At 59.6% G+C, this 22,012-nt stretch carries 17 protein-coding genes; 14 read left to right on the top strand and 3 right to left on the bottom strand.

The window, feature by feature from the left end; genetic code table 11:
• Positions 1–42 precede the first annotated feature (42 nt).
• Positions 43–1,986, bottom strand: coding sequence for a methyl-accepting chemotaxis protein (locus ACIQUH_RS07890; RefSeq protein ID WP_400813533.1), 1,944 nt, complete (start codon positions 1,984–1,986; stop codon positions 43–45).
• 588 nt (positions 1,987–2,574) lie between these two features.
• On the bottom strand, positions 2,575–3,057 hold the full coding sequence (locus tag ACIQUH_RS07885; RefSeq protein WP_400813532.1) for a hypothetical protein: 483 nt from the start codon (positions 3,055–3,057) through the stop codon (positions 2,575–2,577).
• Between the two features lie 20 nt (positions 3,058–3,077).
• Here ACIQUH_RS07885 and ACIQUH_RS07880 point away from each other — a divergent pair, with 20 nt between their 5' ends.
• The 14 genes from ACIQUH_RS07880 to ACIQUH_RS07815 all read left to right on the top strand — a co-directional run bounded on the left by ACIQUH_RS07880 (position 3,078) and on the right by ACIQUH_RS07815 (position 20,403).
• Positions 3,078–4,010, top strand: coding sequence for an MYG1 family protein (locus ACIQUH_RS07880; RefSeq protein ID WP_400813531.1), 933 nt, complete (start codon positions 3,078–3,080; stop codon positions 4,008–4,010).
• Positions 4,011–4,375: 365 nt separating this feature from the next.
• Positions 4,376–5,404: a ketopantoate reductase family protein gene (locus ACIQUH_RS07875; RefSeq protein WP_400813530.1), complete on the top strand. Its 1,029-nt coding sequence runs from the start codon at positions 4,376–4,378 to the stop codon at positions 5,402–5,404.
• 50 nt (positions 5,405–5,454) lie between these two features.
• Positions 5,455–6,024 carry a TetR/AcrR family transcriptional regulator gene (locus ACIQUH_RS07870; protein WP_400813529.1) on the top strand — a complete coding sequence of 190 codons (570 nt, stop codon included), beginning with the start codon at positions 5,455–5,457 and terminating at the stop codon, positions 6,022–6,024.
• A 12-nt stretch (positions 6,025–6,036) separates the two neighbouring features.
• Complete coding sequence (locus ACIQUH_RS07865) at positions 6,037–6,639, top strand: 2-hydroxychromene-2-carboxylate isomerase (RefSeq protein ID WP_400813528.1); 603 nt, start codon at positions 6,037–6,039, stop codon at positions 6,637–6,639.
• A 114-nt stretch (positions 6,640–6,753) separates the two neighbouring features.
• Positions 6,754–8,130 carry an FAD-binding oxidoreductase gene (locus ACIQUH_RS07860; RefSeq protein WP_400813527.1) on the top strand — a complete coding sequence of 459 codons (1,377 nt, stop codon included), beginning with the start codon at positions 6,754–6,756 and terminating at the stop codon, positions 8,128–8,130.
• Between the two features lie 38 nt (positions 8,131–8,168).
• The gene (locus ACIQUH_RS07855; RefSeq protein ID WP_400813525.1) at positions 8,169–10,574 is read left to right on the top strand and encodes a molybdopterin guanine dinucleotide-containing S/N-oxide reductase; all 2,406 of its coding nucleotides are present in this window, start codon (positions 8,169–8,171) and stop codon (positions 10,572–10,574) included.
• Between the two features lie 338 nt (positions 10,575–10,912).
• Complete coding sequence (locus ACIQUH_RS07850; protein WP_400813523.1) at positions 10,913–12,568, top strand: ABC transporter substrate-binding protein; 1,656 nt, start codon at positions 10,913–10,915, stop codon at positions 12,566–12,568.
• 38 nt (positions 12,569–12,606) lie between these two features.
• A complete protein-coding gene (locus ACIQUH_RS07845) occupies positions 12,607–13,617 on the top strand; it encodes an ABC transporter permease (RefSeq protein ID WP_400813522.1) in 1,011 nt (336 codons plus the stop codon).
• Positions 13,614–14,459: an ABC transporter permease gene (locus ACIQUH_RS07840; RefSeq protein ID WP_400813520.1), complete on the top strand. Its 846-nt coding sequence runs from the start codon at positions 13,614–13,616 to the stop codon at positions 14,457–14,459. The genes ACIQUH_RS07845 and ACIQUH_RS07840 overlap by 4 nt, the downstream gene beginning before the upstream one ends.
• A complete protein-coding gene (locus ACIQUH_RS07835; RefSeq protein ID WP_400813518.1) occupies positions 14,438–16,156 on the top strand; it encodes a dipeptide ABC transporter ATP-binding protein in 1,719 nt (572 codons plus the stop codon). Before ACIQUH_RS07840 ends, ACIQUH_RS07835 begins: the two co-directional genes overlap by 22 nt.
• Positions 16,153–17,286, top strand: coding sequence for an LLM class flavin-dependent oxidoreductase (locus ACIQUH_RS07830; RefSeq protein WP_400813517.1), 1,134 nt, complete (start codon positions 16,153–16,155; stop codon positions 17,284–17,286). Before ACIQUH_RS07835 ends, ACIQUH_RS07830 begins: the two co-directional genes overlap by 4 nt.
• Positions 17,287–17,394: 108 nt before the next feature.
• The gene (locus ACIQUH_RS07825; protein ID WP_400813516.1) at positions 17,395–18,498 is read left to right on the top strand and encodes an LLM class flavin-dependent oxidoreductase; all 1,104 of its coding nucleotides are present in this window, start codon (positions 17,395–17,397) and stop codon (positions 18,496–18,498) included.
• 115 nt (positions 18,499–18,613) lie between these two features.
• The gene (locus ACIQUH_RS07820) at positions 18,614–19,795 is read left to right on the top strand and encodes an acyl-CoA dehydrogenase family protein (protein ID WP_400813515.1); all 1,182 of its coding nucleotides are present in this window, start codon (positions 18,614–18,616) and stop codon (positions 19,793–19,795) included.
• Between the two features lie 47 nt (positions 19,796–19,842).
• Positions 19,843–20,403 (top strand): NAD(P)H-dependent oxidoreductase, encoded by a 561-nt coding sequence (locus tag ACIQUH_RS07815; protein ID WP_400813514.1) that lies wholly within the window; start codon positions 19,843–19,845, stop codon positions 20,401–20,403.
• 268 nt (positions 20,404–20,671) lie between these two features.
• Here ACIQUH_RS07815 and ACIQUH_RS07810 read toward each other — a convergent pair whose 3' ends face one another.
• Positions 20,672–21,994 carry an NtaA/DmoA family FMN-dependent monooxygenase gene (locus ACIQUH_RS07810; RefSeq protein WP_400813512.1) on the bottom strand — a complete coding sequence of 441 codons (1,323 nt, stop codon included), beginning with the start codon at positions 21,992–21,994 and terminating at the stop codon, positions 20,672–20,674.
• Positions 21,995–22,012 lie beyond the last annotated feature (18 nt).

The following is a 22,012-nucleotide window of genomic DNA, read 5'->3' as shown; positions in this document are numbered from 1 at the left end:
GCTTTCAGCGCCTCAGTCGAGGAAGGCGTAGCAGGGCGAGGATCAAAACTCCTCCCAATTATCCGACGCGGTATTCAACGCGGCATTGCCGGCGAACGCAGCCTTGATCCTGCCGCCCAGAGCGCGGGCGGGAGAAACCGCCGGCCTGTCGGCGGGTGACGCCGAACGCACGGGTGCAGCGGCCTCGCTGAAGGCGCCTTCGGACAGTTTGAACTGGGCGATCAGCCGGTTGAGCGAAGACGCCTCGCGGGCGAGCCCGTGGCTGGCGGCAGTGCTTTCTTCCACCATCGCGGCGTTCTTCTGGGTGTCCTGGTCCATCTGGTTCACGGCCGTATTGATCTGCTGGAGACCGGAGGATTGCTCCTGTGCCGATTCCGCGATGGCGGCAACGTGCCGGTTGATTTCCTGCACCTCCGTCACGATAAGCTCCAGCGCCTTGCCGGTTTCACCAACCAGCTGCACGCCCTGCTGAACCTGACCGTTGGATGTGGTGATCAGGTTCTTGATCTCCTTGGCGGCACCGGCGGAGCGCTGCGCCAGTTCGCGAACCTCCTGCGCGACGACGGCAAAACCCTTGCCCGCCTCACCCGCACGGGCTGCTTCCACGCCTGCATTCAGCGCCAGAAGGTTCGTCTGGAACGCGATCTCGTCAATCACGCCGATAATGTTGGAAATCTCATTGGCGGATGTCGCGATCTGTTCCATTGCGGCGACGGCCTGCTGCACCACCTCTCCGGACTTTTCAGCGCCGACTTTTGCGCGGCCGACGAGGTGGCCCGCTTCCTGCGCCCGTTTCGTGGCGTCTTTTACCGTCGTGGTGATCTCTTCCAGCGCAGCCGCAGTCTCTTCAACGGCCGCCGCCTGCTGCTCCGTGCGCCGCGCCAGATCGTCTGCCGCAGATCTGATCTCATTGGCTCCGGCGTCGATGCCGCGCGCATTCTGCGCCACCTGGCTCAAGGTCGACTGCAACTGTTCCGCAGCCCGGTTGAAATCACCACGGATACCGTCAAGGCTGGAGACGAATGGCTGAACGATCCGGTAAGTAACGTCACCCTGGGCGATCTTCGAAAGGGCCGTGGCAAGATTGTCGACGGCAAACTGTACGTCCGCAGCTTCCCTCGCCTTCTGTTTCTCGCGCTCGATCCGGTCCTTTTCCGACGTCGACCGGTTGGCCTCCGTTTCATTCTCAAGCCGTAGGCGCTCGATTGCGCTTTCACGAAATGCCTGAACCGTGGCGGCCATCTGGCCAACCTCATCCCTGCGATCCATTCCGGCAATTTCGGTGGCCGTATCACCGGCCGCCAGCGATTCCATGCGCGCGCGAAGCCGCGCAATCGGAGTGGTGATACCTCGGGAGGAAATAAGCAGGCCAAGGGCGATCACAGCCAGAGAAACGAGCGCGAGCGTAATCAGGCCCATCCAGATCGTCGTATTGGTGCTGGCTGTCAGGCGTTCTCTCCCCTCATTCATCACCTGGATAAGCTGCTCATTGCCGGCGCTGATCTTCGGCGAGACTTCGGCGATTTTTCGAAGCACGTTCAGCGCCATCTGTTGCGCTTCGGCACGTTGCCCTGCCTGCATGAGGGCGATGACCTGATTGCCGATCTCTTCGACTTCGACAACACCCTTGAGGATATCGCGGGCGGCATCCGTGCGCGCCGGCACCAGCTCCATGATCTTGTTCTGACGTTCCTCGAGTTGCTTCCGGTCGGCTCGGAAGGTTTTGACGGCGGCTTCGAAATCGCCACTGGCCGGGTCGTTAAGGCTGGCGCGAAGCATCTGCATGCCGAGCGCATTGAGGTTCCCGCTGGTTCTGGCGTTCAGAACCGCAGCAAGGGCTTCATGGGCGATGAAATCACTATAGACGTTGTCGGTGTTTTTATATTGCAGGCTGACGTAGCTTATTCCGGAAAGCGACATCAGGCTCATCAGCGAGATGACAAAAACGACCTTCGTTTTTATCTTGGTATTGTTCAGGAAAGACATGAATGGCCCCAAGGCAAGCATTCTCCAGCCCCCCTTGCGGGAGGCCAGGGAAAATATGATGAAACATCGCGGGTAGCTGTTGCCCCTCCTCATAGGGCGACAAGCGGCGCCTTTTTCCAGCCGCCGTCAGGCAGCTCGAGGTGGCTCCGCTTGTTCTACCGGCTCCGCCGATGAAACCTTGGAACCTGCGTATTTTAGATTTCACAAAATCACTAAATGAAGTGTTACCCGGGATATGCAAGTGCTGACAATTTGCTGCACCGCGACGTCTTGGGCGGCTTCGCCTTCGTGCAGACAGGTCGCCTGCTCAGGCCGGCATTCACGCAATCTGAGAAAGCTGTCCCAGACGTTCCACGAATGTCTTCAATAGACGATCAAGACGAGAAGACTCAGCCGGAGCAGGTTGAGTAAAGCTGGCATGCGACGCTCAAAAGGGTGCTGCATTGGCAGAGATTGCGGCACCGCTTCAACCATTCCCGTTTGCGCAAGCCGAGTGAACGTGGGCAAAAAGAAACCCTCCGCGAGGAGAGTTTCTGATTGGCGGCATATCGAAATATGCAACGCTCCCGACCAACAAAAATGATGGCGTCAGAGAGAGCTTTGCCGAACGACGGTGATTTTGCCTAGTTCCACCAGCGGCGTAACGTCAAGCCGTTGCCCCTCGCCCGACACATCGAGACTGTATCGAAAGATTTTTACGAACGGCTGGTCGTCCTCTTCATGGATTTTCTCCGTCCCGACATAGGGACCGGCAGGAATGGGAATGCCCGAAGCCTCACAATCCTCGAGAGCGCGAAAACGTACAGGTGCACCTTCCATTTGTTCCTCCATAGGTTCAATCAAATGAAAACCAATGCAGCGGGTACTGCCGGAAAATAATGCGTTGAAATGAATCGTGAGGCAATCGGCGAAATCTGACGGGGGAGAAACATACCTCAGCGGATTGAAATAGCTGCCGCAAAACGAGGGTAAGGCATGCCATTGCTTTTGATCTCTTTGGCGAATGGCGGGTTGAGATGGCGTCCGGCAACAGGTATCAGGTGCCCAGTTTTCCAGCCGGACCTTCCGCAAGCAACAAGGCGTATCCCGACATGATCCCGGACTTCCTCGTCACCCATTCCGGTGGCTTCCATGCCGACGAACTTCTGTCCAGCGTCGTACTCACCCGGCTGTTCCCGCAGGCGCGTCTCATCCGCAGCAGGGCGCCCGAATGGATCACCCCCGGCGAAGACCGCATCATCTATGATGTGGGCGGCGTCTACGATGCGGCAAAAGGCGCCTTTGACCACCACCAGCGCGGCGCACCGTTGCGGGAGGACGGCCAGCCATACAGTTCGTTCGGCCTGATCTGGAAGCACTTCGGCCGTGACTATCTCGTCGCCTTCGGGGTACCGGAAGATCATATCGAAGTCGTCCATGCTGCTTTCGATACCAGCTTTGTGCTGCCGGTCGACCTGGTCGACAATGGTGCGCTCAGCCCGTCCATCGCCGGCCCGCTTGCCGGGCTGACCCTGCCTGTCTTGCTGGAAACGCTGAAACCTGTTTTCGACGAGACCGATCCCGAAGCGGACAATCGCAGTTTCCATGCGGCGCTGGCCGTTGCCCGCAGCTTCGTCGAAGCAAAGATCGCCAACAGCGCCGCAAAATTGCGGGCCGAAGCGCTGGTGAAGCAGGCTATCGTCGATGCCGGCGAAGGGCATATTCTGGAACTGCCGATGGGCATGCCGTTTCGGCCCGCCATCGTGAAGTCGGGCGCCGACCATCTGCTCTTTGTCGTTCACCCGCGCAACAACGACTGGTGCCTGACCGGTATCCGCCGCGCGGATGAGGGCTTTGAGCTGCGTGCGGACCTGCCGGCGGCCTGGGCCGGCCTGACGGACAAGGATCTGGAGGCGGTGTGTGGCGTCGAAGGCGCGAGCTTCTGCCATAACGGCCGGTTTGTCGCGGCGGCGAGAACCCGCGATGCCGCACTGGCCATGGCGGCTTTGGCGGTAAAGGAGGCGCTCTCCTCGGCAGGGAGGTGATGTCGGCAAAGCCGTGACCTCGCAGCTGATCCTGCCCATTGTTCCCCCGCCTGATGCATTCCGGCCAACCTCAGGGTGGCTTCCGGCATAGAATGGCGATGTTATCCTGCCCCGGCTACAACGAATGCCGGCTGGTGGCAGCGCGATCTCTCCCGAAATCGCTGATTTCGGGAACTGATTTTCTATAAAATTAGTAGATATAGAATGACCGGTCTTCCTTTGCACCGTGGGCAGGCTTTACGATCCGCTTCAGAATAATTTTGAACCGCGTCTACCACCGTCCTCAATTGCCGCCCGCACAGACCGCCAACTAGCCGACGCCCTCCGGAACATCCGCGGCGTAAAAAAAAGACGAGAAACAACAGATGCCACGTTACGTTATCATCGGCGCCGGTGCGGTGGGCGCAAGCCTTGCAGCACAGTTTGCACTTTCCGGCATTGACTATGCGCTTTTCGGACGAGGCGCGCAGATCAGTCATATCAGGCAACATGGCCTTACCTTTCAGCGCCCTTCGGAGACGCGGCAAATCGATCTCAGGGTTTTCGACCTGGCGGATCTTCCTGAATTGACGCGGGATGATATCCTCCTACTCACGGTGAAAGCTCAGGATGCCGTCAGCGCACTTGCCTTCTGGTCCTGGCAGAGTGTCTCGAACACGACGACGCCGGCTGCGACAAACCTTCCCATCGTGACTTTTCAAAATGGACTAGCTACCGAAGCAAATGCGCTGAGAACATTTTCCAGGGTTTATGGTGCAAGCATTCTGACACCGGCGCGGTTCACGGAAACCGGCAAGGTAGTGGTCGGTGGCGAGCCGCAATTGGGCATCGTGACCGTGGGGCGTTTTCCGCGCGGACAGGATGACGTGACCACGCAGGTCACGGCAGACCTGAACAGGGCGGGATATCTGGCCGAGGCGAGCGACGATATCCGCCGGTGGAAATCAGCGAAGCTCCTCCACAACGTTCGCAATGCCCTGGAACTTTTCGACGGGCCGGCGGATCTGAACGACAGGATCAGTGCGGCTTTGGTGGATGAGGCCCGCCATGTGCTGGATGCAGCGGGTTATACGCTTGCCTCACCCTCAGAGCGAACCGTCGACATCTCGAACTGGCACGTTGCGCCAAACAGCGGCATTCACCCGGGCCAGCAATCGACATGGCAAAGCTTCAAACGCGGTGCATCGAGCGAAGTGGATTTCCTCAACGGCGAAATCGTTTTGCTGGGCCGGCTTCACGGCGTTCCGACGCCTTATAACGAAGCCGTTCAAACGCTTGCCGGAAAACTGGCGCATCAGGGCGGGTTTTCAAAGCCGCTGCCACTGGATGCGATCACGTCTCTCCTCGCCACCCCGGACCGGGCGGCACATGCCAATCCTGCCGCCCCTTCATGACCGCAACCCGTGGCAGCTCGATTTATGAAACGACAGTGTGAAAAGATAGAATGAGAGAAGCCATATCAGACCATATTCTCACCGCCGCCGGCACGCTCTTCTATCGCGAAGGCATCCGGGCCGTTGGCATAGATCGGATCATCGAAGAGGCGAATGTTGCAAAGGCGACGCTCTATCGACATTTCCCGTCGAAGGATCATCTCGTTGCGGCCTATCTGGAAGCGCGTCATGAGCGGGTGATCTATTCGCTTCAAAAGGTACTGGATGCGGATATGGCTCCGAAGGAGCATCTCCGGACGATCTTCGATCAGCTCCACGAAAAGGCCGACAGCCCGGATTTTCGCGGCTGCGCCTTCGCTCTTGCGGTCGCGGAACATGGCGAATCCGAGCGCGTCGTGTTCGTCGCACGCGCCCATAAGGCGAAGGTCAGGGATGTGTTTGCCGCTGTCCTCGCAAGGGCCGGCAGCACAGTGGAGATTGCCGCCGCCCATCTTTCGCTTCTCTACGAAGGAGCCCTGGCGACCGTCGCCGTCGGACGGGATCCCAAAGCGGTGCTGATTGCGCGTGACTGTGCTCTCTCCGTCTTCGATACGGCCACTTCCACCAATCAATCCAACTGAAAGCAGCAGACGATGACAAAGACGATCGATTATTTTTTCAGTATCGGCTCTCCCTGGGCCTTTATCGGTCTTGAGCCGTTTGCTGCGCTGGCGAAAGAACAGGGTGCCACGATCCGCCCCCATGTCATTCCGCTGATCGAGGAAAATGGCGGCATTTATTCACGAAACCGGCCGGAGGCCAGACGTGCCTACTGGATCAGGGACTTGAAGCGCTGGGCGGCATTACGCGGAAAAGTGCTCAATTTCGACAATCGCGCCGCTCTCTCGGATCCCGCACCGGCCGGCCTGATGGTTGCCGCGGCGATCGAAGCGGGCGAGGACTGGCTGAAGCTGGCAGTTGCGCTTCAGGAGGCCTTCTGGGTTCGCGGTGAAGACATCGGCAAGGCGGACGTCCGGCGGGCAATTGCGACAGCCGCCGGCTTTGATGCTGCAGCCCTCGATGAGCATGGCCAAAGCGATGCAGTTGCGGCGTTGCAAAAGGCCAGCTTCGAAGCGGCCAGGACAGCCGGTGTGTTCGGGGTGCCGACCTATCGCTATCAGGATGAACTCTACTGGGGGCAGGACAGCCTTCCGTTCCTCGAGCGTCATCTCAGGGGCGAAAAGCTCGCCGCCTGATATCGCCGCCAGACGGCGGAGACAGTTCCGGCGTTTTGCCGGGCGGGGCGCTTCACCTTCAATGTTTGAAATCTGTGGCAGCATTCTGCTGCCAGGTTCCCGTGGAATCTTTTTATGCCTGACCTGTCACCTCCTCTCCTCCAATCCCTGCGGGATCTCCTCGGGGAACGTCTTTCAACGTCACTGACACTGCGCGAGCAGCATGGGCGCGGCGAAGCGCATCATGCTGCCGTGTTTCCCGATGCGGTCGCTTTCGCCGAAACCACGTCCGAAGTGTCCGAGATCGTTCGACTATGTGCGGCGGAAGGCGTGCCCGTCATCGCTTTCGGCGCCGGCACATCGCTTGAGGGGCATTTGACGGCTCTGAATGGCGGGGTCTCGATCGACCTGTCTCGCATGTCGAAGATCGTCCGTATCAGCAGTGATGATCTGGATTGCACGGTTGAGGCCGGCGTAACGCGGGAGCAGTTGAACACATATCTGCGCGACATGGGATTGTTCTTTCCCATCGATCCCGGCGCAAATGCCTCGATTGGCGGCATGGCCGCAACCCGCGCTTCCGGCACCAATGCCGTCCGCTATGGAACGATGCGGGAAAACGTGCTCGGGCTGACCGTGGTACTGCCGACCGGCCAGATCATCAGAACCGGCGGCCGCGCCAGAAAATCTTCCGCCGGATATGACCTGACGCGGCTGTTCGTGGGCTCGGAAGGAACACTGGGGATCATCACCGAAATAACGCTTCGTCTCTACGGAATTCCGGAAACCATCTCGGCGGCGCTCTGCTCTTTCGAGAGCGTCGAACAGGCGGTGGCGGCTGCCATTCAGGTCGTGCAGCTTGGCATCCCCGTCGCTCGCATGGAGCTGATGGACCGTGGCCTGATCAGGGCCGTCAACGCCTATTCCGGGCTGGACCTGAAGATCGAGGACACATTGGCTTTCGAGTTTCATGGCTCGCCCGCCGGCGTTCAGGAGCAGGTCGATATGGTATCCGCCATCGTGGAAGACCATGGCGGCAGGGATTTCGAGTGGGCCAATGCGCCCGAAGAACGCAATCGTCTCTGGAAAGCGAGGCATAACGCGTTTTATGCCGTCGTATCGCAGAGACCAAACGCCAAAGGCTGGTCATCGGATGTCTGTGTTCCGGTCTCGCAGCTCAGCAATTGCATATTGAAGACACGCGAACTTCTGAAAGATTGCAGCGTACCGGCGGCTATCCTCGGCCATGTCGGCGACGGCAATTATCATGTCGTCTTCGCAGTCGATCCCGACAATGCGGAAGAACTCGGCGAAGTGGCGGCCATCAACAAGAAGATGGTGCGATACGCGCTGTCTGTCGGCGGCACTTCGACCGGCGAACACGGCGTCGGCACCGGAAAGATCGCTTATCTGCGCGAGGAACATGGTGACGCGGTCGATCTGATGGCGCTCATCAAACATGCGGTCGATCCCGCCGGCATCATGAATCCGGGGAAAATCCTGCCGAACTAGAATTGCCACTTTGCAGTCGATGATCGTGAGGCCATGCGATGAATTCCTTCAAAACGCACAGTTCCCACTGGGGGGCATTCTCCGGGCGGCTTGCAAATGGGCGACTGGAGATAGCGCCCCATCCCGGTGACCCGTATCCCTCACCGCTGCTGGGCAATCTTCCGGCAATTGCCGACAGCCTCGTTCGCATCAGACGGCCTGCCGTCCGGCGGGGCTGGCTTGACCGCGAGACCGACCACGCGCAGCGACGCGGCGCTGACGAGTACGTCGAGGTCAGCTGGGCCGAAGCGACGAAGCTGGTCGCGGATGAACTTGGACGAGTCTATGGCGATCATGGCCCGAGCGCCGTGTTCGGCGGCTCATACGGCTGGTCGAGTGCCGGCCGGTTTCATCATGCGCAAAGCCAGATTCACCGCTTTTTGAATGTCCTTGGCGGATATGTCCGGTCCGTCAATACTTACAGTTCCGGTGCGGCCATGGTGATAATCCCCCATGTGCTTGGACCGTATGACAGCTTCGACCGCAAGAGCGTGACCTGGGATGCGATCGAACGCAGCAGCGAGCTGGTGCTTGCCTTCGGCGGGATGGCGATCAAGAACGCCGATGTCCATGGTGGAGGGATCAGCACGCACACCGTCCGGCAGAAACTGGCCGGCGCGAGGGCTCGCGGCGCGCATTTCACATTTATCAGCCCGCTGGCAGACGATTTTCCCAGTGATGTGAATGCCGAGTGGCTTTCCATAACTCCCGGCACGGACGTGGCGATGATGCTCGGGCTTGCGCACGTCCTCGTCACGGAAGGGCTGCACGACCGGACGTTTCTGGAGCGTTATACGGTTGGATATGACCGGTTCGAAAACTATCTTCTTGGCAGGGAGGACGGACAGCACAAAAGCCCGGAATGGGCGGCCACGATCTGTAACATCGCCCCGGAGACGATCCGCAAGCTGGCGCGCAGGATGGCCAGTTCGAGAACCCTGATCACGGTCAGCCATTCACTGCAGCGGGCTGACTATGGCGAGCAGCCGGTGTGGATGGGCATTGTCCTTGCCGCCATGCTCGGCCAGATCGGACTGGATGGCGGCGGATTTTCCTACTCCCTCGGCGCGCTGGGCAATATCGGCAAGAACCTTCTCGCCGTTCCCTTGCCAACGCTGCAGCAGTTCAAAAACCCCGTGCCGGACTATATTCCCTGCGCGCGCATCGCCGATATGTTGCTCAATCCCGGCGACGAGTTTCATTACAACGGCCACACGCTTCGCTATCCCGACATCCGGCTCGTCTATTGGGCAGGCGGCAATCCATTCCATCATCATCAGGATATCAACCGGTTGCGGGCCGCTTTCCGGCGCCCCGAAACGGTCATCGTCCACGAATCGGCCTGGACCTCGACTGCGCGACATGCCGATATCGTGCTGCCCGCCACGACCACGCTTGAGCGTGACGACATCGGCGCTGCCGATCGCGATCCCCTGATGATCGCCATGAAGCGGCTGATCGCCCCCGTCGGCGAGGCACGCGACGATTATGAGATATTCGCCGGGATTGCGCGCGAACTTGGCCGGTTCGAGGCCTTTACCGAAAACCGCAGCAGCGGCGAATGGCTCGCCTTCCTGTGCGAAACGACCCGTCAGGCGCTTGCGGCGGGCGACCACGATGCGCCGGACTTTGAAACCTTCTGGGAACGGGGGGAACTGCTTCTTCCCGTCAAGCCCGACAACGGTGGCCCGGCGCGCGCTTTCCTTCGGGACCCCGGGACGAAGCCGCTGCCGACGCCGTCAGGAAAGATCGAAATCTTTTCAGAGACTGTCGAGGGCTTCGGTTACGATGACTGCAAAGGTCATCCACGCTGGTATCCGCCAAGAATGGAGACACCGGATGACGCGCGCCTCCATCCCCTTTATCTCGTCTGCAATCAGCCATATCAACGTCTGCACAGCCAGCTGGACTATGGCGATTTCAGCCGTTCGACCAAGATCAGGGACCGGGAGCCTGTCCGTATCCATCCGGCCGACGCTGCGGCCCGTGGAATATCTGACGGCGACATCGTCAGGCTTTTTAATGCGCGCGGCAGCTGTCTCGCCGGCGCCATCATCAGTGAAGACGTCATGCCGGGCGTGATGCAGCTTGCCACCGGCGCATGGTTCGAACCACAGGATTCTGCGGCGGACAATGCCATCTGCATCCATGGCAATCCCAATATCCTGACCCGCGACATCGGTACTTCGAAACTGTCACAGGGTTCGACCGGCCAGATCGCCAAGGTGGAGATTGAGCTTTTCACCGGCGACTTACCGCCGGTCAGGATTTTCGAAGCCATGACATTTGCGCCGCGTGACACAGTATCTTCGGCACCGGGCCATCTGCAATCAACGGCGCGAGACGGCTATTTAAAGGCGTCTGAAACACCAATCCAAACAGTCGGCAAAATGGCGATAAAATAATTCACTAAATCGATAGAAAAAGAATAACCAGTCTTTCTCCCTCACGCCCGGCTGCTAGTTTATGGGCAAGATAAACACCGCAACGAGGGACCGCGTCATGACTGGAATATGTAGAAGCGGGCGCGCTCTTCAGCCAAGCGAACTCCCAGGAGCCGCTCGCTAACCCTCGCGACGCCCAACCCCAACCACCCAATAAACTCAAGCATTCTCCCGCTCGGCTGAAAAGCCGACGCGGCAACGGTTCGACATGCCTCATGCCAATGAAGGCAGCCGCATGTGCGTCCGCAGGGGATGCCGAAATTGCAACGAAAAAACTTTGAATTTTTCAGGATCATATCATGACAAGACGTTCTTTCTCATTCTCCCTGTCGCGTCGCCGGCTGCTTTTCACGGCCTCGCTTGCGGTTTCGGCCTCGCTGTTTTTATCGACAGCAGCACCTCTGACGGCAATTGCTGCGGACACGCCGCACGATGGCGGTGACATCACATTTCTGATCGATTCGCTGGGCGACACCTGGATTCCCAACAACAGTGCCATCTCCAGTTTCCAGGGCCACATATGGGGTCATGTGACGGACAAGCTGCTTTACGTCGATGCCGAAGGCAAGGTCAGCCCATGGATTGCAGAACGTTGGGAGCAGAACGACACCGCAACGGAATTCACGCTTCACCTCAAAAGCGGCGTGACTTTCTCCGATGGCGAACCGCTTGATGCCAAGGCCGTCGTTGCCAATCTCGACATCTGGTACGCCGGCCGCAAGAGCGAGGGGATCAATCCGATCGGCCTCTTCCCCAAGACCTACGATCACGCCGAAGCGGTCGATGCCACGACGGTCAAGGTATTCTTCAAGAAGCCCACGCTCGGTTTCATTCCAACCCTTGGCTATCACGGCTCCATCCTAATCTCTCCCAAGAGCATCGCCCAGCCCGCCGGCCAGCAGGCTGACCTCAGCAAGACCGCCGGCAGCGGACCTTATGTGGTGGAGTCCTGGAAAGAGGGCGACCATGTCACTCTGGTCAAGCGCAAGGACTATAATTGGGGTCCCGCCGCAGTCGGCCACACCGGCCCCGCCTATCTCGATACCATCACCTACAAGCTGGTTTCGGAGCCATCCCTCCGCGTCGCTTCCGTTCAGTCCGGTCAGGCTGATGTCGCTTACAATGCCTCGCCCCAGGAGCTGAAATCGCTCAAGGAGGAAGGCTTCACCGTCGCGACCCCGCGTTATCTCGGCTTTGTCAACGGCTGGGCGGTCAACACCAAACTTCAACCCTATGATGACGTGAAGGTGCGTCAGGCACTCCAGGCAGGCATCAACCGCCAGGAGATCATCGACACCGTCTATACGCAGGACTGGAAGCTTGCGACCTCGTTCATCCAGAGCAACGTGCCGGGCGCTACGGATCACAGCGATCTTCTCGCCTATAGCCCCGACAAGGCGGAGAAGCTTCTGGACGAAGCCGGATGGGTCAAGGGCGCGGACGGCGTTCGGGTGAAGGATGGCAAGCCGCTGGAGTTGACGATCCACTCCAACCCTTATCTCGCCACCTCGAAATCCGTCGATGAGCTTATTGCCCAGCAGCTTGGCAAACTAGGATGGAAGGTCAATATCAGGGCTTATGATGTCGTGACCTACGGCGAAAAAGTCAAATTCGGTGGCGCCGCCGTTCCCACATATGAAGTCACCCGCAGCTTCATCGACGCCGGCACGGTCGCCAGCATCCTGACCAATGCCAATAATGGCGAGAACTGGTTTGCGCTGGATGAGCGCGATGCAACGCTCAACGATCTGCGCGACAAGATCGCTGGCGCGGGTTCCGTCGAAGACCGAAAGCCTCTTCTGGACAGCCTGCAGAAATACCTGCTGGAACAGGGCTATTTCATACCGCGCACGCAAATCGTTCAGCGCATTTACGTGCAGTCGCCGAAGCTGAAGGGCGAAGTCTATAACGGTGTCGCTTATGCCAGCTATTACACAGCGTTCATTGCCGAATGAGGCCAGCACCCACCGAGTAACGTCAAGGAGGTGACGGCATGAGCAATGCCTACCTAACCTACGCCGCAAAGCGGCTCGGCCAGGCGATCGTCGTCATCCTTCTGGCCTATGTCTTCACCTTCGTGGTCGTCAGCGTTTTGCCCGGCGACCCGATCACCAGCGTTCTGCGCAACCCGCAGAACGGCTTTACGGAACAGGAGATCGCCGAAATCATTGCTGCACAGGGGCTGGACAGGCCGATCATCGTGCAGCTCTGGCACTCCCTGTCGGCATTCCTGACGGGCGATCTCGGCATTTCCATGCGCTCCAATCGACCCGTCGCGACCCTGATCGCCGAGGTACTGCCATCGACGCTGGTTTTGGCCTCCGCCGGGCTGACGGTCGCCTTGATCCTCGCCTTCGCCGTTGCCTATGGCACGCAGGTCGTACCGAAACGATATGGGCAGGGATTGCTGCGGGCCTTCCCCTCGCTGTTCCTGTCGACACCCAATTTCGTCATCGGCCTGTTTCTGATCCATCTCTTCGGTTTTCAGCTCAGGCTGTTCCGGGTCATCGAGCCCGACAGCTTCTGGGCAACGCTGTTTGCCGCGATCACCATCGGCATACCTTTTTCCGCACAGATCGCGGAAGTCCTGATCGCCAATCTCGATCATGAAGCGGAGCAGGATTACGCGGCGGTCGCGCGCAGCCGCGGCATCGGGCCGAAACGGCTTTTCACGACACATCTGCTCAAGCCCGCTTCGTTGCCGGTCGTAACCGTCACCGCCCTGACCGTGGGCGAACTTCTGGGCAATTCGCTGATCACGGAAACGGTGTTCGGCCGTACCGGTATCGGCAGTCTCGTACAGCGCTCCGTCAGCACGCAGGACTTACCCGTCCTGCAGGCCATCGTCTCGCTGGGAGCCGTGGTGTTCGTCGTCGTCAACCTCATCGCCGACCTTCTTTATCCGCTGCTCGATCCGCGGGTAAAAATTATCGTTGGCCGAAAACGCCGCCTGGCAACCATCGACGACACGCCACCTGGCCTTGAAACGGGGGCCAAACCATGAGCCTTATCTCCAGCCCGATCTCCGGCAGCAATCCGTTCGAGAAGCTGAAAGCTCTCAACATCACCGCAACGGTTGCCCTTTCCCTCCTCGTCATCGCCATTGTCGTCGCCTGGTCGATCGCGCCGCAACTGTTCACCAGCCAGAGCCCGATCAACGGCGTTCCGGCCGACAAGCTTCTTACGCCAAGCTTTGCGCACTGGTTCGGCACCGATCATCTCGGGCGCGATCTCTATACACGGGTGGTTTATGGCACAGCCTCATCCGTATCGAGCGCCCTGGTCGCTGTCGTGATCGGCGTCTTGATCGGCGGGGTGATCGGTTTGCTCGCCGGATTTTTCGGTGGCTGGGTGGATATCGTCTTTGCGCGTTTTGTCGATGTGCTGCTCTCCATCCCGAAGTTCCTGCTCGCGGTCATCATCGTCACGGCCATCGGCTTCGAAACGATCAATGCGGCGATTGCGACGGGCATATCGGCGATTGCCTTCTTCGCCCGCGTGGCGCGCTCCGAGGTCATCAAGACCCGTCAGGCGACCTTCGTGGAGGCGTCCTTTCTGCTGGGGGGCTCACGCCGCTACATCGTTTTGAGACACGTCCTTCCAAACGCATCGCGCTCGATGCTGCCACTGGCCGTGCTGCAATTCGGCGAGTCCATTCTGGTGATCGCCAGCCTCGCCTTCCTCGGCTACGGCGACCCTCCGCCTTCTTCCGACTGGGGTCTGCTGATTTCAATCGGCAAGGACTACCTCAAATGGCCCTGGATCGTTTATGCGCCCGCGTTCGTTACGATCGTGACCGTCCTCTCTGTCAACAGGATCAGCCGATGGCTTCGCAAATCGCACTGAAAACAGCGCCAATCCTTCCCGAGATCGTGGCAGCGTCTCCACAACACGCGACGCCCCTCCTCGCGGTCGAAAATCTTGCCGTTGCCTACGGGCGGCAGGAGGTCGTCCATAATGTCGGCTTCGAAATCGGGCGCGGCGAAAGCCTTGCCCTCATCGGAGAATCCGGTTCTGGAAAATCGACAATCGCGAAAGCCGTGCTGAGGCTTCTTCCCAACGGTGCGAACGCCACGGGCCAGGTCGTTTTCGACAGGCAGAACATTCTCGCATTGCCGGAGCGCCGCTTCAGGCCGTTTCGCGGCCGTGAAATCGGCTTCGTGCCGCAGGATCCCGGCAACTCTCTCAATCCCGTGAGAACAATCGGTTCGCAGGCACTGGAGGCCGCAGCGCTGACGGAAGAGACCAATCCTGCGATCCGCAAGACACTTATCCTCGACACATTCGCCAAGGTGGGTCTCGACAATCCGCAACGGGTCTACGATTCCTATCCACACCAGCTCTCTGGCGGGATGCTGCAGCGCGTGCTGATCGCGCTCGCAATATTGCCACGCCCTGCACTGCTGGTGGCGGACGAGCCGACTTCGGCACTCGACGTCACGATCCAGAAGCGCATTCTCGATCTCCTCTCCCGCCTTCGCGACGAGCTGAACATCAGCCTGCTTCTCATTACCCACGATCTCGCAATAGCGGCAGAAAGGGCAAACAATCTCGTCGTTCTGAAGAATGGCGTCGTGCAGGAAGCAGGCAGGACATCGGCCGTTTTTTCCTCCCCTTCCTCACCCTATGCCAAAAAGCTCCATGGCGACGTGCCCGCGCTCAACCCGGAGCGTTATGCCAAGTTTCGTGATCCGGGGTTCAGCCTTCTCGAAAGCGACAAATCGCCAAAGATCGCCGTCAGCGGCGTCACCAAGCGCTTCACCGTCGATGGTAAAACCCTGACGGCGGTGGACGATATTTCCTTTACGGTTCCGGCAGGCACGACCCATGCCCTTGTCGGCGAATCCGGTTCGGGCAAGACCACGACAATCCGTCTGCTGCTGGGGCTCGAAGAGCCGGAAAGCGGTACGATCACGGTTGCCGACGAGACCGTCACAAGCAAAAGCCGAACTTCTCTGCGGTCGGTATGGCGACATCTTCAACTGGTTTACCAGAACCCGTTTACATCACTCGATCCGACGTGGAAGGTGGGGCAGCTTGTGCGTGAACCGCTCGACCGGTTCGAGATCGGGACGCCGAAAGAGCGCTCCGAGCGGGTACGGGAAGCGCTCGCGAATGTCGGCTTGAGCGAGCACCTCTTGGAGCGCAAACCGTCGGCCCTGTCCGGCGGGCAGCGTCAGCGTGTGGCAATCGCCCGTTCGCTGGTCCTCAAACCGGATGTGATCGTGCTGGACGAACCCACATCCGCTCTCGATGTCAGCGTTCAGGCGGATATCGTCGAGGTTCTGCTGTCGCTGCAGGCGAAGCTCGGCCTGACCTATGTTTTCGTTTCGCATGATCTGGCTCTCGTCCGGCAACTTGCGCATAGCGTTTCGGTGATGCAGCGGGGACGCATTGTCGAGCATGGAGCCGTCACCGAGATTTTCGGCAATCCGCGACACGAATATACCGCGTCGCTGCTGAACTCCATCCCGTCGGGCATTGCCGGGACGGTTCGCGTTCCCGCGGTCCGGCACGCTCTGCGCAAGGAGCAACTCGCATGAATATTGCAGCAGCTTCCCGCGACCTTCCCGCGTTGTTTCGGCCGAAGCAGCGGCTTGGCTTCAATACGCGGGTGTCGTTCAACGACGATGACGGTCCGGCACAGGGGCTGCGGCAGGGCATAGAATTGTTCAGGCAGGCGGAAAGGCTGGGTTATCAGTCAGGCTGGGCCTATCAGCGCCACTTCGATCACTACCTTTCTTCCCCGTTACCCTTCTTTGCGGCAGTCGGCCAGCATACGCGGCACATCACCCTTGGCTCCGCCGTCATCCCGATGCGTTATCAGGATCCGATCCTTTTAGCCGAAGCGGCGGGAACGACCGACCTTTTGATCGACGGCCGGCTTGAACTTGCCATTTCGACCGGAGCCAACGGTGCGTTCGATGCCGTTTTCGGAACCGTCGATACCGATGCCCGGACAGAGGCAAAGCGACGCCAATCGCGTTTCCTCGCCGCCATTGCCGGCGATGTTCTGCACATCGTTACGGGGCAGGACACGGGCGCGCCTGCGGGAGCCGAGTTACGGGTAACGCCACATAGCCCCACCCTGCGCAGCCGTATCCGGCAAGGCTCCGCCAGCCTCGATTCAGCGATCCAGGCTGCGGAACTTGGTATCGGCCTGATTTCAGGAACCGTGCTTCACGATCAGGCCGAAGGCGAGACTTTCGGTCAATATCAGGCGCGGATCATCGACGCCTATCGCACCCACTGGCTGCGCATCTGGAAAACGCCGCCGCCGCCGGTCGCCGTTACAGCTTCCGTTCTGGTCGGCACCACCCCGGAGCTGCGGGAGAAATACGCGGCCTACGATCTTGAGCGCCGCACGGCGGGAATTGCCGCCTCACGCCCGAAGGGTGCGCTGGCTCCCGCCGGCCAGCCGGTTGGCGCGCTGATTTCTCCTGTCTTTCAAGGGACGCCGGATGCGGTCATAGAGGCCGTGTTGAGCGACCCGGGACTGGCAGCCGCAGATGAACTCGTCCTGTTTCTGCCTCCCGCTTTCGGACTGTCCGAAAACATAAGATTGCTCACCGATCTTGCGACGACGGTTGCCCCCTCTCTGGGGTGGAGACCTACTCCGCATCACGACGAGCCGGAACAAGCGGCAATGCAGGGTTCTAGACCACCAGCATAGTCAGGCAATATTTTCTACATTTTCCATAGAAATAGAAAGACCTGTCTTCCTCATATGCCATGCCGGCTTTAGCTTTTACCCGACACCAAGAAACACCAAGGAGCTCCCATGGCTGCGGAATTCATCAGCGTCAGCTTTCCCAACGCGTCCAATGATCTGAACCCCATCCCGGATGCTCCGGTCGATCCGCTTTTCCTCGAACGTTATGCGCGTGCGCTGGACGATTACGGGTTCAACTACACGCTCATTCCCTATTCCTCCTCCTCATTCGATCCCTTCACTTTGGGCGCGACGGTGCTTGCGCATACGAAGCACATCAAGATCATCGTCGCGCTCCGGCCCAACACCGTTTATCCGACGGTTGCGGCCAAATCCCTCGCCACGCTCGACCAGTTGAGCGGCGGTCGTGTCGTTGTCCACTTCATCGCGGGCGGCAGCGACGAGGAGCAGGCGCGCGAGGGAGATTTCCTGAACAAGGAAGAGCGTTACGAACGCCAGGAAGAATATATCCGCATTCTCCGCCTTGCCTGGAGTTCGACCGAACCCTTCGACTTTGACGGCAAATATTACCAGTTCAAGCAGTTTCGCAGCGCGGTGCGTCCCACCAACGGCCTGATCCCGATTTCGCTCGGCGGCTCCTCGGATGCCGCCTATCGTATCGGCGGCTCACTGTGCGACATTTTCGGCCTCTGGGGTGAACCGCTGGCTGAAACCAAACAGCAGATCGACCGTATCTATGCCGAGGCCGCAAAGGCAGGCCGAACCGATCGTCCGCGCATCTGGGTTACCTTCCGGCCGATCGTGGCTGAAACGGACGAACTGGCCTGGGATAAGGCGCACAGGGTTCTCGACCGTCTGAACGAGAACCGCCAGAAGGGTCTTTCTCGCGCGCCGGTCAACGCAACGCCCCCCGCCAATATCGGCTCCCAGCGCCTGCTCGATATCGCCAAACGCGGCGATGTCCATGACCGCGCCCTCTGGTATCCGACCGTCACCGCCACCAATGCAAGCGGCGCAACAACCGCTCTGGTCGGGTCACCGCGCACAATCGCCGACTCCATTCTCGACTATATCGATCTCGGCGCCGATCTGATTTCGATCCGTGGATACGACAATTATAACGATGCCGTCGACTACGGACGATATATCCTGCCCCTCGTTCGCGAGGGTATTCGCGAACGCGAAGAGGCAAAGAAGAAGGCAGCCGCCTGATCACGGCAGTCCGGCTACGCCATCGGACCGACCCCACCTCTTCTTTCAAGACCGGGATCATCCACGCCCGTAACGGATGATCCCGCCCGCCGACCTTCAGAAAGCCACTATCCGCATGTCCCATGATCCCATCGCACTTGACGCCGCCGTGCGCGCCGTTTCCGAAGCCGCATCGGATGCGGATCAGACCGGTCAGTTTCCCTGGACCGGTATTCGCGCCGTTCATCAGGCTGGACTTCTCGAGAGCACCGTGGCCACGCGTTACGGCGGCCCGGGGGGAACCTTGAGCACCGCGGCCCATATTCTGGCGTCGCTGGGACGCGGCGATCCCTCTGTGGCGCTCATCAGCGCGATGACGATTTTCACCCATCTGGGACAGGCGACAAAGGACCATTGGCCCGACGGGCTTTACAGGGACCTTCTTTCCAGGGCCAAACACCAGCCACTGCTGCTGAACGCCGCCCGTGTGGAGCCCGAGCTGGGCTCGCCGGCCCGTGGCGGATTGCCGGCCACGCGTGCGCACCGGACGGCGAATGGCTGGTCGATCACGGGCCGCAAGCGCTTCGTAACGGGCGCGCACGGCCTCACGCACTTCCTCGTCTGGGCGCACACCGACGAGGCTCAGGCGCGGGTCGGCACCTTCGTCGTGCCCAACGGCCTGCCCGGCATCAAGATCATAGAGAACTGGAAGAGCCTCGGAATGCGGGCGACGGGTTCGCACGACGTCGAATATACCGAGGTTGAAATCCCGGCAGAAAATGTGCTTGAGCTCGTTGACCCCTCCGTTGCCCAGCAGGATAATCGCGGTCACGCGGCGATGACCCTTGCGCTGACTGCAATTTATCTGGGCGCGGCCGAGGCCGCTCAGGAAGCGTTCATTCGTTTCGCGCATGAACGTGTGCCTGCCAATCTGGGCCATCCCATTGCGCGGACAGAACGTTTTGTCACGCTTTCGGGTGAGATCGACCTTCTGGTTTCCGGCGCCCGGCAGATCATCTTTGGCGCGCTCGCAAACCATATCGGCGATGCCGAACACCTGATAAGGGCCCGGCTTCTCGCCGGCAGGCAAATCCGGGAAGCCGTCCAGATAGCCGTTCGCGGCATCGGCAATCCCGGCCTCAACGCCGATCTCGGCCTTGAGCGGCATTTCCGGGATATCCAGTCGGTTCTTGTCCATGCGCCCCAGGAGGACACCTCCATCGCCATTCTCGGACGTGCCGCATTCGAGCGCTGGAAAACGGGCGAGAACGAGCGATCGGCGCATCCGGCCGGCCTGTCAATCCTGAAGACGGCTTGAGGTGCGTTGGCGCCGCGTTTCCCCAATATCACTCGAAAGAACGTTCAATGAGCAACAATCTGATCGTCGGTTTCTCCGGCAACACATCGCGCCCATCAAGCACGAAACGCTTTGTCGAAGGCATCAGCGAAGCGCTGGCCGGACAACTGGGCCTGCGGCACCAGGTTTTCGACATTGAGGACATAGGGGCATCCCTGAGTTCTGCACGATCCGTAGCCGATCTGGACAAGAACGCGCGGCGGGTTGTTCAGACGATCATCGAGGCCGAAGCTCTGGTGATCGGCTCACCGACCTACAAGGGAAGTTATACGGGCCTCTTTAAACATGTAATCGATCTTCTCGACCCCGCCGACCTCAGAGGTAAACCGATCATCCTGACGGCAACGGGTGGCGGAGACCGGCATTCGCTTGTGGTGGAGCATCAGCTCAGACCGCTATTTGCGTTTTTCGAAGCCTTCGTCACACCGACCGCAATCTACACCTCTGGCCGGGATTACATAGAAGGGCAGCTTTCTCCCGTTATAGACGCGCGGGTAAATCAGGCAATCACAGAAGCCGCCCTGCTCGTCAAAGCTCGTTCTGGAAGCGTAACAATCGCCGCAGAATAATTGGATAAGGGACGCCTTTGCCGCGCCACCGTTGCAACACCGGTCACGGCGAACAGCAGGCTGCGCTTCATTCCCCGGTCGTCTCAATGGGCCAGACTTATTTGAAACTCGATTATTTCAGCGGGGCAAGCTGACTAGCTTTGTGCCAGGTGATTTTGCGCAAAAAATAGCTCCGGGGGTACCCAGAGCTATTTGATATCATTCATGTCCGGTTTCTAGACCGAGCCTCAAGGGCTGATAGCGCCGCCTCACGATTTGCCGTTCGTACCTAAGCGGTGCGCGTCCCGGCCAACTCACCCGAGAGTGAAAACGCCGGAAGCTGCAGATTGGCGCGGAAGTCGTCGCCCACATAATCCGCATCGATTATGGCGCGGCGGCGCAGTTCCGGCAGAAGTCCGTTGACCAGCAGGTCTTCCTGCTCGGGATTGCCAAATCCGTGAAGGGAGAGCACATCGAGAATTCCCGCCCGATAGCGTTCTTCAATCGCGTCGGCGAGTTTTTCAGGTGTACCCGCCACCGACCAGTGCCCCGTTTCCTGGGCCTGAATAATAAGCTCCCGCAATGACAGACCCTGTTTGGCATAGCGGCGGAAAACTTCCACCCGGCCGCGTCGGCGGTTGATGCTTGTCACATCGGGCAGCAGCGTATCCGGCAGAGGCTGATCGAGCGGCAACCCGGACAGGTCGATGTCGCCGCCCAGCATATCTGCGAGTTTGAGGCGACCTTGCTCATAGTCGATGCGCTCGTGTTTCTCCTTCAGCCGGCGCGCGACATCCGCATCCGACTCGCCGATGACCGAATGGAAGGAATTCATGATGAAAGGCAGGCCGCCGGCACGGCCGAAAGCCGTTGCGCGGCGACGCAGTTCTGTCGCGAAGGTGACGGCATCTTCGAAACGCGGCTGCGACGTGTAGACAACCTCGGCGTAACGGGCGCCAACGGTAACCCCCGCTTCCGACTGGCCGGCCTGAAACAGCACGGCTCGGCCCTGTGGCAGCGGCGGTACATTGAGGGGTCCCTGCACGCTGAAATATCGTCCCTTATAGTCGATCGGGTGGAATTTGGCGGGATCCACAGCAACGGCACCGGAGGCTTTGCGCTGGGCCGCATCCCGCTCATTGGCATCATAGAGGCCGTTGACGATTTCGATGAACTCGGCCGCCCGTTCATAGCGTTCCTCCGGGCTCGGCAGTTGCTCACCGAAATTCTCCTCGCCGACCGAAGAGGTAACCGCGTTCCAACCGGCCCGGCCGCCGCTGAGATGGTCCAGCGTGCCGATCTGGCGCGCAAGATTAAAGGGATGGTGGAACGTGGTGGAGATGGTCGCAATCAAACCGATCCGCGACGTCGCCTGACTGAGCGCCGACAAGGTCACGATCGGTTCCTGAATGCCGGCCGTGCCAGCCAGTCCGGCGGGATCGATATGGAGAAGGTCGGCGGTGAACAGCCCGGTGATTTTCTCGGCTTCGGCCTTTTTCGCCAGCTCAACGGCGCGTTTGATACCGGTCGTTGCAGTGGGGTCGTTCGATGCCGCAATCACGCTGCTGGCACCGGTGAGCGTTTTCAGGCGTCGGGGGCGGGTAAGCGCCATGATCGTTTCCTCTTCAAT

It is taken from the genome of Agrobacterium sp. NPDC090283, from assembly GCF_044769685.1.
In the GTDB taxonomy this organism is placed as follows: Bacteria; Pseudomonadota; Alphaproteobacteria; order Rhizobiales; family Rhizobiaceae; genus Agrobacterium.
The sequence above is the reverse complement of the archived record's forward strand: the minus strand, read 5'-3'. Positions and strand labels throughout refer to the sequence as shown.

Excerpts from the sequence above, each read along its gene's own strand:
- ACIQUH_RS07890 (WP_400813533.1), bottom strand. The coding sequence starts at position 1,986 with ATGTCTTTCCTGAACAATACCAAGATAAAAACGAAGGTCGTTTTTGTC.
- ACIQUH_RS07880 (WP_400813531.1), top strand. The coding sequence starts at position 3,078 with ATGATCCCGGACTTCCTCGTCACCCATTCCGGTGGCTTCCATGCCGAC.
- ACIQUH_RS07875 (WP_400813530.1), top strand. The coding sequence starts at position 4,376 with ATGCCACGTTACGTTATCATCGGCGCCGGTGCGGTGGGCGCAAGCCTT.
- ACIQUH_RS07870 (WP_400813529.1), top strand. The coding sequence starts at position 5,455 with ATGAGAGAAGCCATATCAGACCATATTCTCACCGCCGCCGGCACGCTC.
- ACIQUH_RS07865 (WP_400813528.1), top strand. The coding sequence starts at position 6,037 with ATGACAAAGACGATCGATTATTTTTTCAGTATCGGCTCTCCCTGGGCC.
- ACIQUH_RS07860 (WP_400813527.1), top strand. The coding sequence starts at position 6,754 with ATGCCTGACCTGTCACCTCCTCTCCTCCAATCCCTGCGGGATCTCCTC.
- ACIQUH_RS07855 (WP_400813525.1), top strand. The coding sequence starts at position 8,169 with ATGAATTCCTTCAAAACGCACAGTTCCCACTGGGGGGCATTCTCCGGG.
- ACIQUH_RS07850 (WP_400813523.1), top strand. The coding sequence starts at position 10,913 with ATGACAAGACGTTCTTTCTCATTCTCCCTGTCGCGTCGCCGGCTGCTT.
- ACIQUH_RS07845 (WP_400813522.1), top strand. The coding sequence starts at position 12,607 with ATGAGCAATGCCTACCTAACCTACGCCGCAAAGCGGCTCGGCCAGGCG.
- ACIQUH_RS07840 (WP_400813520.1), top strand. The coding sequence starts at position 13,614 with ATGAGCCTTATCTCCAGCCCGATCTCCGGCAGCAATCCGTTCGAGAAG.
- ACIQUH_RS07835 (WP_400813518.1), top strand. The coding sequence starts at position 14,438 with ATGGCTTCGCAAATCGCACTGAAAACAGCGCCAATCCTTCCCGAGATC.
- ACIQUH_RS07830 (WP_400813517.1), top strand. The coding sequence starts at position 16,153 with ATGAATATTGCAGCAGCTTCCCGCGACCTTCCCGCGTTGTTTCGGCCG.
- ACIQUH_RS07825 (WP_400813516.1), top strand. The coding sequence starts at position 17,395 with ATGGCTGCGGAATTCATCAGCGTCAGCTTTCCCAACGCGTCCAATGAT.
- ACIQUH_RS07820 (WP_400813515.1), top strand. The coding sequence starts at position 18,614 with ATGTCCCATGATCCCATCGCACTTGACGCCGCCGTGCGCGCCGTTTCC.
- ACIQUH_RS07815 (WP_400813514.1), top strand. The coding sequence starts at position 19,843 with ATGAGCAACAATCTGATCGTCGGTTTCTCCGGCAACACATCGCGCCCA.
- ACIQUH_RS07810 (WP_400813512.1), bottom strand. The coding sequence starts at position 21,994 with ATGGCGCTTACCCGCCCCCGACGCCTGAAAACGCTCACCGGTGCCAGC.